We start from the raw sequence: 13,210 nt of genomic DNA, 5'->3' as shown, positions 1-13,210 counted from the left end.
GCGTATCGACAGACATGGGCTCATTCTCCGACCTTTTGGCGCAGGGCGCCGCGCATGCGTGGCTCTTCATGCCCAGCGCCGTCCTGCTCGGCGCGCTGCACGGGCTCGAACCCGGCCACTCCAAGACGATGATGGCCGCCTTCATCGTCGCCGTGCGCGGCACGGTGCTGCAGGCGGTGCTTCTCGGCCTTGCGGCGACGGTGTCGCACACGCTCGTCGTCTGGGGCATCGCGATCGGCGGGATGACGCTGTGGCAGGGTGTCGACGCGGAGGAATTGGAGCCGTATTTCCAGATCGCATCGGCGGTGGTCATCATCGCGATCGCCGGGTGGATGCTGTGGCGCACCTTTCAGGACCAGCAGCTCGCCAAGGCTGCCGCCCACGGCGCGCACAACGGCCACGATCATGATCACGCGCACCATCACGATCACGGCCATGATCATCACGCGCACGATCATCCCGCACACGGTCACGCGCACGATCATGGCCACGCCCATCACCACAGTGCAGCCGAACGGAGCGCCGAGGAACGGCGGATCGACACCGGCCACGGCGTCGTCGCCCTGGCGGTGGTGGAGGAGGACGGCGCGGCGCGGCTGACGATCCGCACCCTCAGCGGTCACGGCTGGCGCGCCGAGGACGTCACCGTCACCACCGAAGAGCCGGACGGGACGACGCAGCGCTTCGCCTTCACCGCGCGCGGGGACATGCTGCAATCGGTCGGTGCACTGGCAGCGCCGCACGGCTTCATGGCCCGTCTCAGCCTCGGCCACGGCAACCACAGCCACGACTACGACGTCTCGTTCCTGCAAGGCGAGGGCGACGACCCGCTGCACGCTGAAATGCGCGGCCTGGACCTCGCCACCGACGGCTACCAGGACGCGCACGAGCTGGCCCACGCCAACGACATCCGCCGCCAGTTCGCCGGACGCGAGGTGACGACGTGGCAGATCATCCTGTTCGGCCTCACCGGCGGGCTGATCCCGTGCCCGGCGGCGATCACGGTGCTGCTCCTCTGCCTGCAGCTCGAGGAGGTCTCGCTCGGCTTCGTCCTGGTGCTGTGCTTCTCGATCGGCCTCGCGATCACGCTGGTGACGGTCGGCGCGGCGGCGGCGATCAGCGTGCGCCACGTCGGCCGCCGCGTGTCGTGGTTCTCCACGGTCGCGCGCAAGGCGCCTTACGTGTCGGGCGTGCTCATCGTCGCGGTGGGGCTTTACGTGGGCTGGCACGGCATCACCGGGCTGGCGGCGCACCAGGCCCACACGGTCGCGCCCGCCCCCGCCGCGACCCTCTCCACGGCGGGGTGAGGCGTCGCCTCAGCGGGTGAGCGCCGGCGCCTCGCCCTCGGCCAGAACGTCGACGATCGCCGCCAGCAGCCGGGTGCATTCGGCGAGCTGCTCCTCGCTCACGAACTCGTCCGGCTTGTGGCCCTGCGCCATGTGGCCGGGGCCGCAGACCAGCGCCGGAACGTCGAGAGCGGCCTGGAACAGCCCGCCCTCGGTGCCGAACGCCACCTTGATGAGCGGATCGTCCCGCCCCAGAAGCGCGCGCATCAGCGCCACGGAGGGCGTTCCCTCCGGCGTCTCCAGCCCCGGATAGCCGGACGTCTCCTCGATCTCGATCCGCGCATCGGGGAAGCGGTTGCGGTAGGGCGCTGCGATCGCCTCCGCGTCCTCGGCGATGGCGGCGAGGATCGCGTCCGGGTCGTCGGCGGCGACGTTGCGGATCTCGAAGTCCACGTCGCAGCGGTTAGGCACGATGTTGAGCGCCGTGCCCGCGTGCATCACGCCCGCGTGAACGGTGGTGTAGGGGATGTCGTAGGCGTCGTCTCTGGCGCCGGTCGCCCTCAGTTCGTCCTGCCGGGCGATCAGCCGGGTGACGAAGGCCGCGCCCAGATGCAGCGCGTTGAGCGCGTTCGGCGCCAGCGCGGAGTGGCCTTCCTCGCCGTGGCAGCAGGCCCGGAAGCCGCGCTTGCCTTTGTGGCCGTTGGCGATGCGCATGCCGGTCGGCTCGCCGATGATGATCAGCGCCGGACGCTCCGGCCGCGCCCCCAACACGTCCAGCATGCCGCGTACGCCGAGGCAGCCGACCTCCTCGTCATACGAAATCGCGAGGTGCAGCGGCAGAGCGAGCGGGCGCTGCGCGGCCGTCAGCATCGTGGAGACGGCGACGGCGATGAAACCCTTCATGTCGGCGGTGCCGCGGCCGTAGTGCCGTCCGTCCTCGGTGCGCATGGTGAAGGGATCGCTGGACCACGCCTGCCCCTCCACCGGCACCACGTCGCAGTGGCCGGACAGGACGACGCCGCCCGAACCCTCGGGGCCGAGGCTCGCCATCAGGTTGGCGCGGCTGCCGTCCTCGCTGAAGAAGCGCTCCAGACGCACACCGGCCGGGGCGAGAAGCCCCTCCACATAGTCGAGCAGCGCAAGGTTCGACTGGCGCGACACCGTGGGGAAGGCGATGAGGCGGGCCAGAATCTCGTCGGGAGCGGGAACGGGGGAAGTGGTGTCCAAGGTCATGGTCTTCGTTATCGGGGACTAGGGGGCGAGGCCGGGGAGTTTCCCAGCGTCGGCGGCTTCGTGGCAATGGTCGATGAACGCCTGGATGGTGCGCGATACATGCGCCGCGCGGGACATGGCGATGCCGAGGCGCAGCGGCGGCACGTCCGTCTTCAGCGGGATGAAGGTCAGCGGCTTCCCGTCCATCGACGAGGCCGAGGCGGTGCGCATGTTGGAGATGGCGAAGCCGAAGCCGTTCGCCACGAGGCTGCGCTGCACCGAGATGTCGGACGTGCGCTCGGCGATGCGCGGGCGGCGGCCCAACGGCTTGAAGAGGGACAGGAAATAGTCCGCGCTGTGCGGCAGGTCGAGAAGCACCATGTCGTGCGCGGCGAGGTCGGCGACGGTCACCTCGTCCCGCCCGGCGAGCGGGTGGGCGACATCGGTCATCACGAACGGCGGCAGCGTCAAGAGCGGCTGGAAGAGGATGTCGGAGGTGAGCGACAGGTCGTAGGTCAGGGCAACGTCGATCCGCGCGGCGCCGAGCGCCTCGAAGATCTGCGCCTGGTCCAGCTCGATCTGCGTGAAGTCGACGTTCTCGTACTTGTCCTCGAAGCTGCGGCGGAGCTGCGGGACCATGAGCTGAACGAAGGTGCGCATGCAGCCGACCCGCAGCGATCCGCGCACGCTGCCGGTGTAGATGGTGGCCATGTCGTTCAGCTTGTCCGCCGCTTCCAGCACGATGCGGGCCTGCTCCAGAAAGCGCTCGCCGGTCGGCGTCAGCACCGAGCCTTGGGAGTGGCGGCGCGTGAAGAGCTGGACGCCGAAGCCGGCTTCGAGCTGGGCGATGGCGGAGGACATGGACGGCGCGGTGACGTTCACCTTGTCCGCCGCCAGAGCGATGCTGCCGGCCTCCCCCACTGCGATGAAATATTCGAGCTGTCGCAGGGTGAAGCGAAGGGGCATGGGCGGGCCGGACCTTTGTTGGACCCTGCCGAAAGGCCGCCCGGCCCGCGCATGGTCATTCGTCGCCGGGGACACCATAAGAGGGTGCCTCGCGCGGGTCGAGCGCGCGGGTGACATAGGCTTCCATCTGCGGCTCGTAGACCGCCCACGCGGCTTCGAGCGCGGTGATGGGGCAGTCTTCGGTCCAGTCGATGCGCAGTTCGGCGAGCGGCCAGCTCTGCTTGTCGACCACCAGAAGCCCGGCGGAGTGGACCGGCCCGGCTTCGCCCCCCGCGTCCAGCCCCGCACGCAGCGCGCCGACGAGCCGGGCGCCGAGGTGGCCGGTGCTCGACGCGAAGTGGCGCGCCATCGCTTCGGGCACGCCGAGGTCGGCGAGGAGGTTGCCCGCGGCGGCGCAGTTCGTCCCCTCGGCCTCGGACCAGTGGCCGAGAACGTTGGCGCCGGAATAGATCGCGCTTTCGCCGGTGCGGCCGACGGCGAGCACCTGGCGGTAGGCCATGTGGGCGCCGCTGCGTTCGATGATCGCCAGCGCCTCGGACGGGCAGGCGCCGCGCTCCATCAGGTCCAGCGCGTGCGGGCCGAGGCGCGGGTCGGTGACGTTCTGCGTGGCGACGGCGCCGACACCGGCGCGCGCGAAGGCGCAGCGCGCGGCGACGGCCGGCGAGGAGGACGAGATGGCCAGCCCGAACATGCCCGTTTGCGTGCAGTGGCCGACGATGGAAAAGGTCATGGGATCTCCCGGAGGCGGGGCGCTGCGGCCCCGTTCTGTTGTCGCTCGGGTGCGTCGCGCCCCGCCGCGCGGAGGGCGCGGGCGCGGGATCAGTCGGGGATGACGGCGGTTGCGTCGATCTCGACCAGCCATTCGGGCCGCGCCAGGGCGACGACGACGAGGCCGGTGCACACCGGGTGAACGCCTTTGATGTACTCGCCCATCGTCCGGTAGACCGCCTCGCGGTGGCGCACGTCGGTGAGATAGACGACGAGCTTGGTGACGTGCTGCATCTCGCCGCCGCACTCTTCGACGAGCTGGCGGATGTTGCTCATCACCTTGTGCGTCTGCTCGACGGGGTCGTTGCTCTTGATGTTCTCGGCGGTGTCTAGGTCCTGCGGGCACTGGCCGCGCAGGAAGATCGTCGTGCCGCCCTTGGCGATGACGGCCTGGGCCAGATCGTTGTCCAGCTTCTGCTCGGGATAGGTGTCCTTGGTGTTGAACTTGCGGTGACGGATGTGCGCCATGGGCGTGGACTTTCGTTGGCGAAGTGTGGGCGTTGGCGAAGTGTGGGCGTTGCGGAAGACGGTGGCCGGGTGTCAGGCGGAGGGGCGGGTGGCGCGCATCGCCGGGCGCGCCTCGTAGGCTTCGTGCCAGGCGGCGAGGGCAGGGCGGCCCTCCTGCCAGGCGAACTCGGGGAAGCGGAAGGCGAGCCAGCCGAGCGCGCAGGCGTAGGTGAGGGCGCCGATGTCGTGGCAGTCCTCGGCCGGAATGTCGGCCGCCATGGCGTTCAGCGCGTCCTCGACCTTCTCGCGCTGCTTGGCGATCCATACCGGCCACTGGTGCTCGGCCGGGCGGGCCAGCATCTCGTAACGGATGAGGAGCGCGGCATCGAGAAGGCCGTCGCCAAGCGCCTGGCGCCGCAGCGCGGTCCACCTTGCGGGACCGGCGGGCGGGAACAGGCCGCCGCCGGCGACGCTGTCGAGATATTCGCAGATCACGCGGCTGTCGTAGAGCATGGTGCCGTCGTCGGTCGCGGCGGCGGGCACTTTGGCGAGCGGGTTGAACGCTTGGATGCGCGCGTCCCGCTCCACCGGATGGGCGGCGCTATCACGGATTTCGATGCTGTCCTGAAGCCCCAGCTCGTGCGCAGCGGCCATCACTTTGCGCACGAAGGGCGAGGCGGAACCCCAATAGAGGGCGATCGTCATGCGCGGGACTCCGAGACGAGAAGGGCGATCTTGCCGATGTTGCGGCCCGACTCCAGCAGGGCATGCGCGGCGGCGGCGTCCTGAAGCGCGAACGCCTCCGACAGCACCGGGCGCACCTTGCCGGGGCCGATCAGCGGGATGAGGTGGGCGGCGACGTCGCGGGCGATGGCGGCCTTCTCGGCGTCGCTCTTGGGCCGCAGCGTGGAGGACGAGAGCCACAACCCCTTGCGCATGACGAGGCCGAGGTCCACCGGCGCCATCATCCCCGCCATGAAGGAGAGGCCGATGTGCCGTCCGCCCGGCGCCATCGCCGCGAGGTGGCGGTTGACCGCGTCGCCGCCGAGGATGTCGAGCACCACGTCGGCGCCGTGGCCGCCGGTGAGGCGCAGCACCTCGGCGGTGAGGTCGGCGGTGCGGTAGTCGATGGCGCGCGCGCCCATCGCCTCCAGCGCGGCGCACTTGTCGGGGCCGCCCGCCGTCACGACCACTTCGGCGCCCCAGGCGAGGGCGAGCTGCAGTGCCAATGTGCCGATGCCGCTGGCGCCGCCTTCGATCAGCGCCCGCTCGCCGGCGCGCAGGCACCCGCGGTCGAACAGGTTGTGCCAGATGGTGAAGAGGCCCTCCGGCAGCAGAGCCGCCTCGTGCAGGCTGAGCCCGTCCGGAATCGGCAGGCATTGGGCCGCCTTCGTCACCACCCACTCGGCATAGCCGCCGGCCTTCACCAGCGCCATCACCGCCTCGCCCTCGGCGAGCGTGTCGACGCCCTCGCCGACGGCCTCCACGTGGCCCGCGACCTCGAGGCCGAGAATGTCGGACACGTCGGCCGGGGCGGGGAGGGCGCCGGACCGCTGCATGATGTCGGGCCGGTTCACCCCGGCGGTGGCGACTCGGATCAGCACCTCGCCGGGGCCGGGTGCGGGAACGGGGCGGTCCACCACGGCGAGAACGTCCGGCCCGCCGGGCGCGGTGGCAACGACGGCCTTCATCGTGGCGCTCATGCCGCCGCTCCTTCGTCTTCGCGGGCAAAGACGGCGGGGCCGGTGTCCGGCAGGCGAATGCCGACCGTGGTTCCTGCCGCCAGCGCCTCACTGGCCGGGACGCGCAGCATGGCGCGCCCACCCTCAGCGGCGGGGCAGTCCAGATAAAGCTCGGCGTAGCTCCCCTGGTAGACCGAGAGGGCGACGGTGGCGGGCACGGTGCCCGGCTCTCCCGCCGCGGTCAGCGCGCACTGCTCGGGCCGCACGACCAGCGTCACCGGGCCGGGCGCCGGGCACTCGTCCTGGTAGGTCGCAAGGCTCGTGCGCGTGCCGCCGACGTCGAGTGAGGCCGCCCCGGCATCGCGGCCCAGGAGGTCGGCGGCGAACAGGTTGGCGTCGCCCACGAAGGTGGACACGAAGCGACTCTGCGGCCGGTCGTAGATCTCGCTCGGGCTGCCGATCTGGCGGATGCGCCCGCGCGACATCACCGCGATGCGGTCCGACATCGACAGCGCCTCGCTCTGGTCGTGCGTCACGAACACGGTGGTGAGGCCGAGGCGCGATTGGATCTCCTTCAGCTCCACCTGCATGGCGGTGCGCAGGTTACGATCCAGCGCGGAAAACGGCTCGTCGAGCAGCAGTACGCGCGGGCGGATCACCAGCGCACGGGCGAGCGCCACACGTTGCTGCTGGCCGCCGGAGAGCTGGCGCGGCCGCCGGTCCGCAAAGTCGCCGAGCTTCACGAGGTCCAGCGCCTCGCGCACCCGCTGGCGCGTTTCGGCGCGGGAGACGCGGCGGGTGCGCAGCCCGTAGGCCACGTTCTGCGCCACGTTCATGTGCGGGAACAGCGCGTAATTCTGGAAGACGATGCCGATCTCGCGCTTGTGCGGCGGCACCTGGGTGACCAGTTCGTCGCCGATGAAGAGCTCGCCCGCGTCGGCCTCAAGGAAGCCGGCGATGAGGTTGAGCAGCGTGGTCTTGCCGCAACCGGAGGGGCCGAGCAGCGTCAAAAACTCGCCGCGGCGGATCTTCAGCCAGACCGGCTCGAGCGCGACCGTGCCGGAGAAGGACTTGGCGACTCCGTCGATCTTCACGGCGGGGGGATCCCCGGCGTCCACGGACACCGGAGGCGCGATCTCACTCGACATTGAGGACCTTTTCGAGGCGGAAGATTTTGTGAACGACAAGGAGGGCGGCGGCGACCACGGCGACGTAGATCACCGACATCGCGGCGAGCGTCGGGTCGGCATATTCGCGGACGTAATTGTACATCGCGACGGGCAGCGTCTGGGTCGACTGGTTCACCACGAAGAGCGAGGCGGTGAACTCGTTGAAAGACAGGATCGCCGCGAAGAGGGCGCCGGAGACGAGACCCGGCATCAACAGCGGCAGGGTGATCGTCAGGAGCACGTGGCCGGGTGTGCCGCCGAGGCTCTCGGCCGCCTGCTCGTAACGCTTCTCGAAGTTGCGCAGCGACACGTAGACCGAGCGCACCACGAACGGCAGCACGATGATGACGTGGACCGTGACGACGAGCCAGATCGACCGCGGCAGCGCGGCGGCGGCCGACAGGATGAGGAGGCCCAGCCCGATGGTGAAGTTCGGGATGACGAGCGACGACATCAGGATGCCGTTGAGCGTCGCCTTGAAGGCGAAGTCGTAACGGTCGAGCACGTAGGCGAAGCCTGCGCCGGCGACGACCGCGATCGCCGCGCCGATGGCCGCCACCTTCAGCGAGTTGACGAGGCCTTCGCCGAAATCGCGATACTCGAACACGTTGGCGTACCAGCGCAGCGAGATGGACTTGGGCGGGAAGGAGAGGATGGCGCTGTCGTTCAGCGAGGCGGTGGCGACGACCACGAAGGGCAAGAGCACGAAGGCGAGGATCAGCGCAATGACGATCCGCCCGGTACAGTCGAGGATGTGATCGGTGAGGGACTTCTTCACGTCAGTGGGCTCCGATCTGCTCGAGGCGGCGGATGCCGGTGTTGAAGAGGGCGAGGACGGCGACGGTGAAGAGGAGGCCGACCAGCGACAGGGACGCGGCCAGCGGAAAATTGAACGAGGCGAATCCGACCTGGTAGACCAGCGTGGAGATGGTCTGCACCCGGCCGCCGCCGATCATCTGCGGGGTCGCGAAGGCGGAGAAGGTCCACGCGAAGGCGGTGGACGTCGCCGCGACGATGCCGGGAACCGACAGCGGCAGCGTGACGGTGAGGAAGTTGCGGATGCGCCCGGCGCCGAGCGAGGTCGCGGCGCGCTCGATGTTGCGGTCGATGTGCGACAGAGCGGCGGCCAGCATGACGACGACGATCGGCAGCGTGAAATGGACGAGAGCGATCACCACGCCGGTGACCGTGAACATGAAGCTGATCGGCCGGTCGATGAGGCCGAGCTGCATGAGGAAGGCGTTCACGAAGCCGCGGTTGCCGAGGACGATCATCCACGAATAGGTGCGCACGATCTCGCCCAGGAAGAGCGGCGTGAGGGAGATGATGAGGATGGCGCTGCGCAGCGCGGCGGACTTGGCGCGCACCATCGCATAGGCCAACGGGTATCCGATGAGGAGCGTGAACAGCGCGGTGTAGAAGCAGAGGCTGACGGTGGTCAGGAACGCCTGGCCGTAGACGGCTTTCCAGAGCGTCGTGAAATTCTCGAGCGTGAAGCCGCCGGGGTCGAGCGAGCCCGGCACATGGGCGCGCAGGCTATATTGGACGATGGCCAGGAACGACGCCGCGACCGCGAAGGCGATCAGGATCGACGGCGAGGCGAACCAGCCGAGGAAAGGGCGCTTCGACATGGGCGTCGGCTGCTCCTTGCGGGGAGGTGAGGGTGTCCCGGCGTCGGGCCGCCGGGACGAGGGCGACGGCCCGGCTCAGTTGCCGGCGATCATGTTTTCCGTGAACCACTGGCGCCATTCGGCGGTCTTCTCGGCGCGCAGCTCGTGCGGGATGATGAGCGTCTGGCTCTCCCACTGCTCGGGCGTCGTGAAGATGCCGGGGAGGGACGCCAGCTCCTCGGGAAGCTCGACGTTGGAGACGACGGGGCTGCCCTTCTTGATCTCGGCGATCTGCGCCTGGACTTCGGGGTCCAGCGCGGCGTTCAGGAACTTGTAGGCGAGGTCCTGTTTCGTGGTGCCGGTGGTGATACCCATCGTGTCGACACCGAGGACGGCGCCTTCCTTCGGGATCGCCAGCTCCACGTCGAGGCCCTGGGACTTCATGTAATAGGCGTTCATCGACAGGAGGATCTGCACCGGGGTTTCGCCGGTGGAGAGGAGCTGCTGCGAGTTGGCGTCGTTGGTGTAGAAGGCCTTGAAGTTCGGCTTCAGCGCCAGCAGCTTGTCCGTCGCCTCCTGCCAGTTCTCGATGTCGACGCCTTCCAGCTTCGCCGAGACGGCGATGATGTGGGACGGGTCGAAGTCCGGCGCGGCGAGCATGCCTTCCAGCTCAGGCGACCACAGGTCGTTCCAGCTTTCGAAGGTCACGCCCTCCGGCACCATGTCGGGCAGGTAGCCGATGGTGTAGACATAGGCCCAGGCGCCGATGTGGGACGGGCTGATCTTCGCCTGCTCGACGAGGTTGACCGCGTTCGGGATCTTCGAGAGGTCCAGCTCCTCGAACAGCCCGTCGTTACGGTAGAGCCAGCCGATGTGAGACGTGGTGAAGGTCACGTCGCTTTCCGGGTTGTCGCGGCTCAGCTTGGCCTGGTTCAGCCGGTCGATCGTGCCGCCGGTGATGAACTCGACGTCGACGCCGGTTTCTTCGGTGAACTTCTTGCCGATGGTGTCGGCGATGAGGTCGCGGAAGCTGCCGCCCCAGCTGGAGACGACGAGCGTCTCGGCAGAGGCGGACTGGGCTAGGAGTCCCAGCGCCGCGGCGGTCAAGAGGAGACGTTTCATCTGAACTGTCCTGTTGGTTGAGGAGAACGAGAGCGGATTGGCCGCGGGTGGCACCGCGCCATCGGGGCCGGGATCGCCGCGGGGGCCGCGGCAAGGTGCGTGCCGGGGAGGCGGCTCAATAGCCGCGCTCGCGCGACACGGTGTTGATGAGCGCGCCGCCGGTCTGGATCGCGCGCACGTTGGCGGCGATCTGCGGCGCGGCGCTCTTGGGCAGCGCCACCGAGGCGAGGTGCGGGGTGATGAGCACCCCCGGCAGCGTCCAGAGGGGGCTGTCCGCCGGCAGCGGCTCGGTCGCGAACACGTCGAGCGTGGCGCCGGAGAGGTGGCCGGAGCGCAGCGCCTCGATCATCGCCGGCTCGTCCACCACCGCCCCGCGCGAGACGTTGATGAAGGCGGCGCCCTTTTTCATCGCCGCGAAGGCTCCCGCGTCGAGGCGCTTCGCCGTCCCCGGCGTCAGCGGCAGCATGCACACGACGATGTCGGCCGCGGCGAGCAGCCCCGGCAGCGCGTCGTCGCCGCAATGGACGGTGACGCCGGGAAGGTCCTTCGGCCGCGTCGCCCAGCCGTGGGTGTCGTAGCCCTGTCGCGCGATCTCGGTGGCGGCCAGCGCGCCGAGCTCGCCGAGGCCGAGCACGGCCACGGTGGTGTCGCTCGCCGCGTGGGGGTGCTTGTAGGCCCACTCGCGCTTCGGCTGGGCGGCCTCGAAATGCGGGATGTCGCGGGCGTGGCGCAGCACGGCAAAGAGCACGTAGCCGGCCATCATGCGGCCCATCTCGGGGTCGGACAGGCGGGTGATGGGAACGTCCGGCAGATCGCCGCGCGCCACGAGCCGGTCGACGCCCGCGCCGAGATTGATGACGAGTTCCAGGTTCGGGAAGCGGGCGAAGAATCCCTCCGGCGGCATCCACACGAGGGCGAAGCGAACGGCGGCGGGGTCCGTCACCTTGTCCGCCTCCTGGATCTCGACGTGGCCGGCCAGATGCGGGGCGAGCGCGTCCCGCCACACGTCGAACGGGTCGGGGCCGCTGTAGAAGGCGAGGATGTCGGTCACGCCGCGGCCTCGTTCATCAGCTCCGCCATGGCGGTCAGGCCGAGGAGGTAGCCCCTGAGGCCGAGGCCCGCGACGACGCCGGTCGCGGCCTTGGAGACGAAGGAATGGTGGCGGAAGGGCTCGCGCTTCCAGATGTTGCTCATGTGGCACTCGATGATCGGCCCGTCGAAGGCGAGCAGCGCGTCGAGGATCGCGACCGAGGTGTAGGTGAGCCCGGCCGCGTTGATCAGGATGCCATCACAGGACTGGCGTGCCTCCTGGATCCAGTCGACCAGGACGCCCTCGTGGTTGGACTGGCGGAAGTGGAGCGTGAAGCCGAGATCGGCCGCGCGCGCCATGCAGGCCGCCTCGATCTGCGGAAAGCTGTCGCTGCCATAGGTGCCGCTGCGGTCGAGGCCGTAGAGGTTGGCGTTGGGGCCGTTGAGGAACATGACGTTTTTCATGCGGCGGTCCTTGTGTCGTCGTCCCAAAGGCGCCCCGCCGCGGTGGGCGGGGCGGCGGCGTCACGCCTTGTCGTAGGCGACGTACATGCGCTGCACGCCGATGTGGGTGGCGAGATATTTCGCGTCGTACCAACAGCCGTAGATGAAGGAGGAGGCGCGGTTGGTGAGCTCCGGCAGGCCGAGGAAATAGACGCCCCGCTCGGTGGAGATGCCGCGCTTGTGGAACGGCGTGCCGTCAGGGTGGAAGGCGTCCACCTGCAGCCAGCTGAAGTCGTATTTGAACCCGGTGGCCCAGAGGATCGTCTTCACGTTCGCCGCCGCGAGGTCGAGCGCGCGCACCGGATTGGCGATACAGTCGGGGTCGGTGTCGATGGTCCACGCGTCCGGCTCGGGCGGCAGGTCGATGCCGTTGCGCTCGACATAGGCGTCCGCCTCGCGCAGCACGTCGAGATAGGCCTCGTCACCCTGCTTGATGTTGGCGGCGAGGTCGTCGGCGATGGAGATGACGCCGTTCTCGTAACCCGTCGTCATGCCGAGCACGGTGATGCCCATGTGGCCGAGGCGGCGGAAGTCCACCGTGCGCCCGCCGTCATAGCCGCTGACGGCGAAGGCGATGTGGCGCTTGGGCGTGGTCTTGATCTCGTCCCACTTGCCGAGCACGCCGAGCCACCAGACGTAATCGCGGTTGCGGTAGGACCGCGGGGGCCGGTAGTGGCCGCCGATGGACAGATACACGTCGCGGCCGGCGCGGCGCAGCTCCTCGGCGATCTGGCAGCCCGACGCGCCGCCGCCGACGACGAGCACCGCGCCCTCCGGAAGCTGGTCCGGATTGCGGTAGGTGGACGAGTGGAGCTGCATGAGGCCGCTGTCCTCGGGCACGAAGTCCGGCACCGAGGGGACCTGGAACGGGCCGGTGGCGGCGACGACGCGCTGCGCCTCGATCTCGCCGTCCGACGTTTCGACGATGAAGCCCGGCCGGCCCTCGCAGCGGGTGACGCGCGTCACCTCGACATTGGTGCGGATCGGCGCCTTGACCATCTTCGCGTAGTCTTCGAAGTAGCGCGCCATGCGTTCCTTCGGCGGGAACACGTCGGGGCCGACATCGTCGAACTCGAGGTGGGGGAAGCGGTCGTGCCAGGCCGGGCCGTTGGCGACGAGCGAATCCCACCGCTCGGAGCGCCAGCGTTCCGCCACCCGTTTGCGCTCCAGGACGATGTGCGGGATCCCCATCTCCGTCAGGTGCTCGCTCATCGCAATGCCGGACTGACCTGCCCCCACGATGAGCGTGTCGGTTTTTTCGGCGGTCATACTCACTTCCCGGATGGAGATCGGCGCGCCGGGTGCTCGATTCGGGGTTGGGATCGGGTCGGAATCCAAGCCCCGGTGAGGCGATCTGGCGCGTCTTTAGGCGCGCTCAAAATGCGGGCATCATCGTCGGGAAATAAAGAAGGAAA

Annotated in this window: 14 protein-coding genes; 1 reads left to right on the top strand and 13 read right to left on the bottom strand. The window is 69.2% G+C overall.

Annotation, left to right across the window (positions count from 1 at the left end; translation table 11 throughout):
* The first annotated feature begins 14 nt into the window (after window positions 1-14).
* Window positions 15-1,307 (top strand): nickel/cobalt efflux transporter, encoded by a 1,293-nt coding sequence (locus tag BIX52_RS18165; protein WP_075222513.1) that lies wholly within the window; start codon window positions 15-17, stop codon window positions 1,305-1,307.
* A 9-nt stretch (window positions 1,308-1,316) separates the two neighbouring features.
* Here BIX52_RS18165 and argE read toward each other — a convergent pair whose 3' ends face one another.
* The 13 genes from argE to BIX52_RS18100 form a co-directional block, all read right to left on the bottom strand.
* Complete coding sequence (gene argE / locus BIX52_RS18160; RefSeq protein WP_075222512.1) at window positions 1,317-2,519, bottom strand: acetylornithine deacetylase; 1,203 nt, start codon at window positions 2,517-2,519, stop codon at window positions 1,317-1,319.
* Window positions 2,520-2,537: 18 nt separating this feature from the next.
* Window positions 2,538-3,464 carry a LysR family transcriptional regulator gene (locus BIX52_RS18155; RefSeq protein WP_075222511.1) on the bottom strand — a complete coding sequence of 309 codons (927 nt, stop codon included), beginning with the start codon at window positions 3,462-3,464 and terminating at the stop codon, window positions 2,538-2,540.
* 55 nt (window positions 3,465-3,519) lie between these two features.
* Entirely contained in the window at window positions 3,520-4,194 is a 675-nt protein-coding gene (locus BIX52_RS18150; protein ID WP_075222510.1) for a DUF1028 domain-containing protein, read from the bottom strand.
* An 89-nt stretch (window positions 4,195-4,283) separates the two neighbouring features.
* On the bottom strand, window positions 4,284-4,700 hold the full coding sequence (locus BIX52_RS18145) for a RidA family protein (protein ID WP_075222509.1): 417 nt from the start codon (window positions 4,698-4,700) through the stop codon (window positions 4,284-4,286).
* 72 nt (window positions 4,701-4,772) lie between these two features.
* On the bottom strand, window positions 4,773-5,378 hold the full coding sequence (locus tag BIX52_RS18140; protein WP_425426692.1) for a glutathione S-transferase family protein: 606 nt from the start codon (window positions 5,376-5,378) through the stop codon (window positions 4,773-4,775).
* A 2-nt stretch (window positions 5,379-5,380) separates the two neighbouring features.
* Window positions 5,381-6,382, bottom strand: a complete 1,002-nt coding sequence (locus BIX52_RS18135) for an NAD(P)H-quinone oxidoreductase (RefSeq protein WP_083660465.1) — start codon at window positions 6,380-6,382, stop codon at window positions 5,381-5,383.
* Window positions 6,379-7,455, bottom strand: a complete 1,077-nt coding sequence (locus BIX52_RS18130; protein ID WP_075222594.1) for an ABC transporter ATP-binding protein — start codon at window positions 7,453-7,455, stop codon at window positions 6,379-6,381. Before BIX52_RS18130 ends, BIX52_RS18135 begins: the two co-directional genes overlap by 4 nt.
* Before the next feature lie 43 nt (window positions 7,456-7,498).
* The gene (locus BIX52_RS18125) at window positions 7,499-8,308 is read right to left on the bottom strand and encodes an ABC transporter permease (protein WP_075222507.1); all 810 of its coding nucleotides are present in this window, start codon (window positions 8,306-8,308) and stop codon (window positions 7,499-7,501) included.
* A gap of 1 nt (window position 8,309) precedes the next feature.
* Window positions 8,310-9,161 (bottom strand): ABC transporter permease, encoded by an 852-nt coding sequence (locus BIX52_RS18120; protein WP_075222506.1) that lies wholly within the window; start codon window positions 9,159-9,161, stop codon window positions 8,310-8,312.
* A gap of 75 nt (window positions 9,162-9,236) precedes the next feature.
* Complete coding sequence (locus tag BIX52_RS18115; RefSeq protein WP_075222505.1) at window positions 9,237-10,262, bottom strand: ABC transporter substrate-binding protein; 1,026 nt, start codon at window positions 10,260-10,262, stop codon at window positions 9,237-9,239.
* A gap of 115 nt (window positions 10,263-10,377) precedes the next feature.
* Complete coding sequence (locus BIX52_RS18110; RefSeq protein WP_075222504.1) at window positions 10,378-11,313, bottom strand: 2-hydroxyacid dehydrogenase; 936 nt, start codon at window positions 11,311-11,313, stop codon at window positions 10,378-10,380.
* Window positions 11,310-11,756: a type II 3-dehydroquinate dehydratase gene (locus BIX52_RS18105; protein WP_075222503.1), complete on the bottom strand. Its 447-nt coding sequence runs from the start codon at window positions 11,754-11,756 to the stop codon at window positions 11,310-11,312. The genes BIX52_RS18110 and BIX52_RS18105 overlap by 4 nt, the downstream gene beginning before the upstream one ends.
* 60 nt (window positions 11,757-11,816) lie before the next feature.
* Window positions 11,817-13,064: a flavin-containing monooxygenase gene (locus BIX52_RS18100; protein ID WP_075222502.1), complete on the bottom strand. Its 1,248-nt coding sequence runs from the start codon at window positions 13,062-13,064 to the stop codon at window positions 11,817-11,819.
* Window positions 13,065-13,210 lie beyond the last annotated feature (146 nt).

The organism is Acuticoccus yangtzensis, assembly GCF_001927245.1.
GTDB classification, from domain to species: domain Bacteria; phylum Pseudomonadota; class Alphaproteobacteria; order Rhizobiales; family Amorphaceae; genus Acuticoccus; species Acuticoccus yangtzensis.
Note: the sequence above shows the minus strand (reverse complement) of the source record. Positions and strands in the feature narration are given on the sequence as shown.

Bases quoted from the DNA above. Each gene is read 5' to 3' on its own strand.
- BIX52_RS18165 (WP_075222513.1), top strand. From the start codon at position 15: ATGGGCTCATTCTCCGACCTTTTGGCGCAGGGCGCCGCGCATGCGTGG.
- argE (WP_075222512.1), bottom strand. From the start codon at position 2,519: ATGACCTTGGACACCACTTCCCCCGTTCCCGCTCCCGACGAGATTCTG.
- BIX52_RS18155 (WP_075222511.1), bottom strand. From the start codon at position 3,464: ATGCCCCTTCGCTTCACCCTGCGACAGCTCGAATATTTCATCGCAGTG.
- BIX52_RS18150 (WP_075222510.1), bottom strand. From the start codon at position 4,194: ATGACCTTTTCCATCGTCGGCCACTGCACGCAAACGGGCATGTTCGGG.
- BIX52_RS18145 (WP_075222509.1), bottom strand. From the start codon at position 4,700: ATGGCGCACATCCGTCACCGCAAGTTCAACACCAAGGACACCTATCCC.
- BIX52_RS18135 (WP_083660465.1), bottom strand. From the start codon at position 6,382: ATGAGCGCCACGATGAAGGCCGTCGTTGCCACCGCGCCCGGCGGGCCG.
- BIX52_RS18120 (WP_075222506.1), bottom strand. From the start codon at position 9,161: ATGTCGAAGCGCCCTTTCCTCGGCTGGTTCGCCTCGCCGTCGATCCTG.
- BIX52_RS18115 (WP_075222505.1), bottom strand. From the start codon at position 10,262: ATGAAACGTCTCCTCTTGACCGCCGCGGCGCTGGGACTCCTAGCCCAG.
- BIX52_RS18105 (WP_075222503.1), bottom strand. From the start codon at position 11,756: ATGAAAAACGTCATGTTCCTCAACGGCCCCAACGCCAACCTCTACGGC.
- BIX52_RS18100 (WP_075222502.1), bottom strand. From the start codon at position 13,064: ATGACCGCCGAAAAAACCGACACGCTCATCGTGGGGGCAGGTCAGTCC.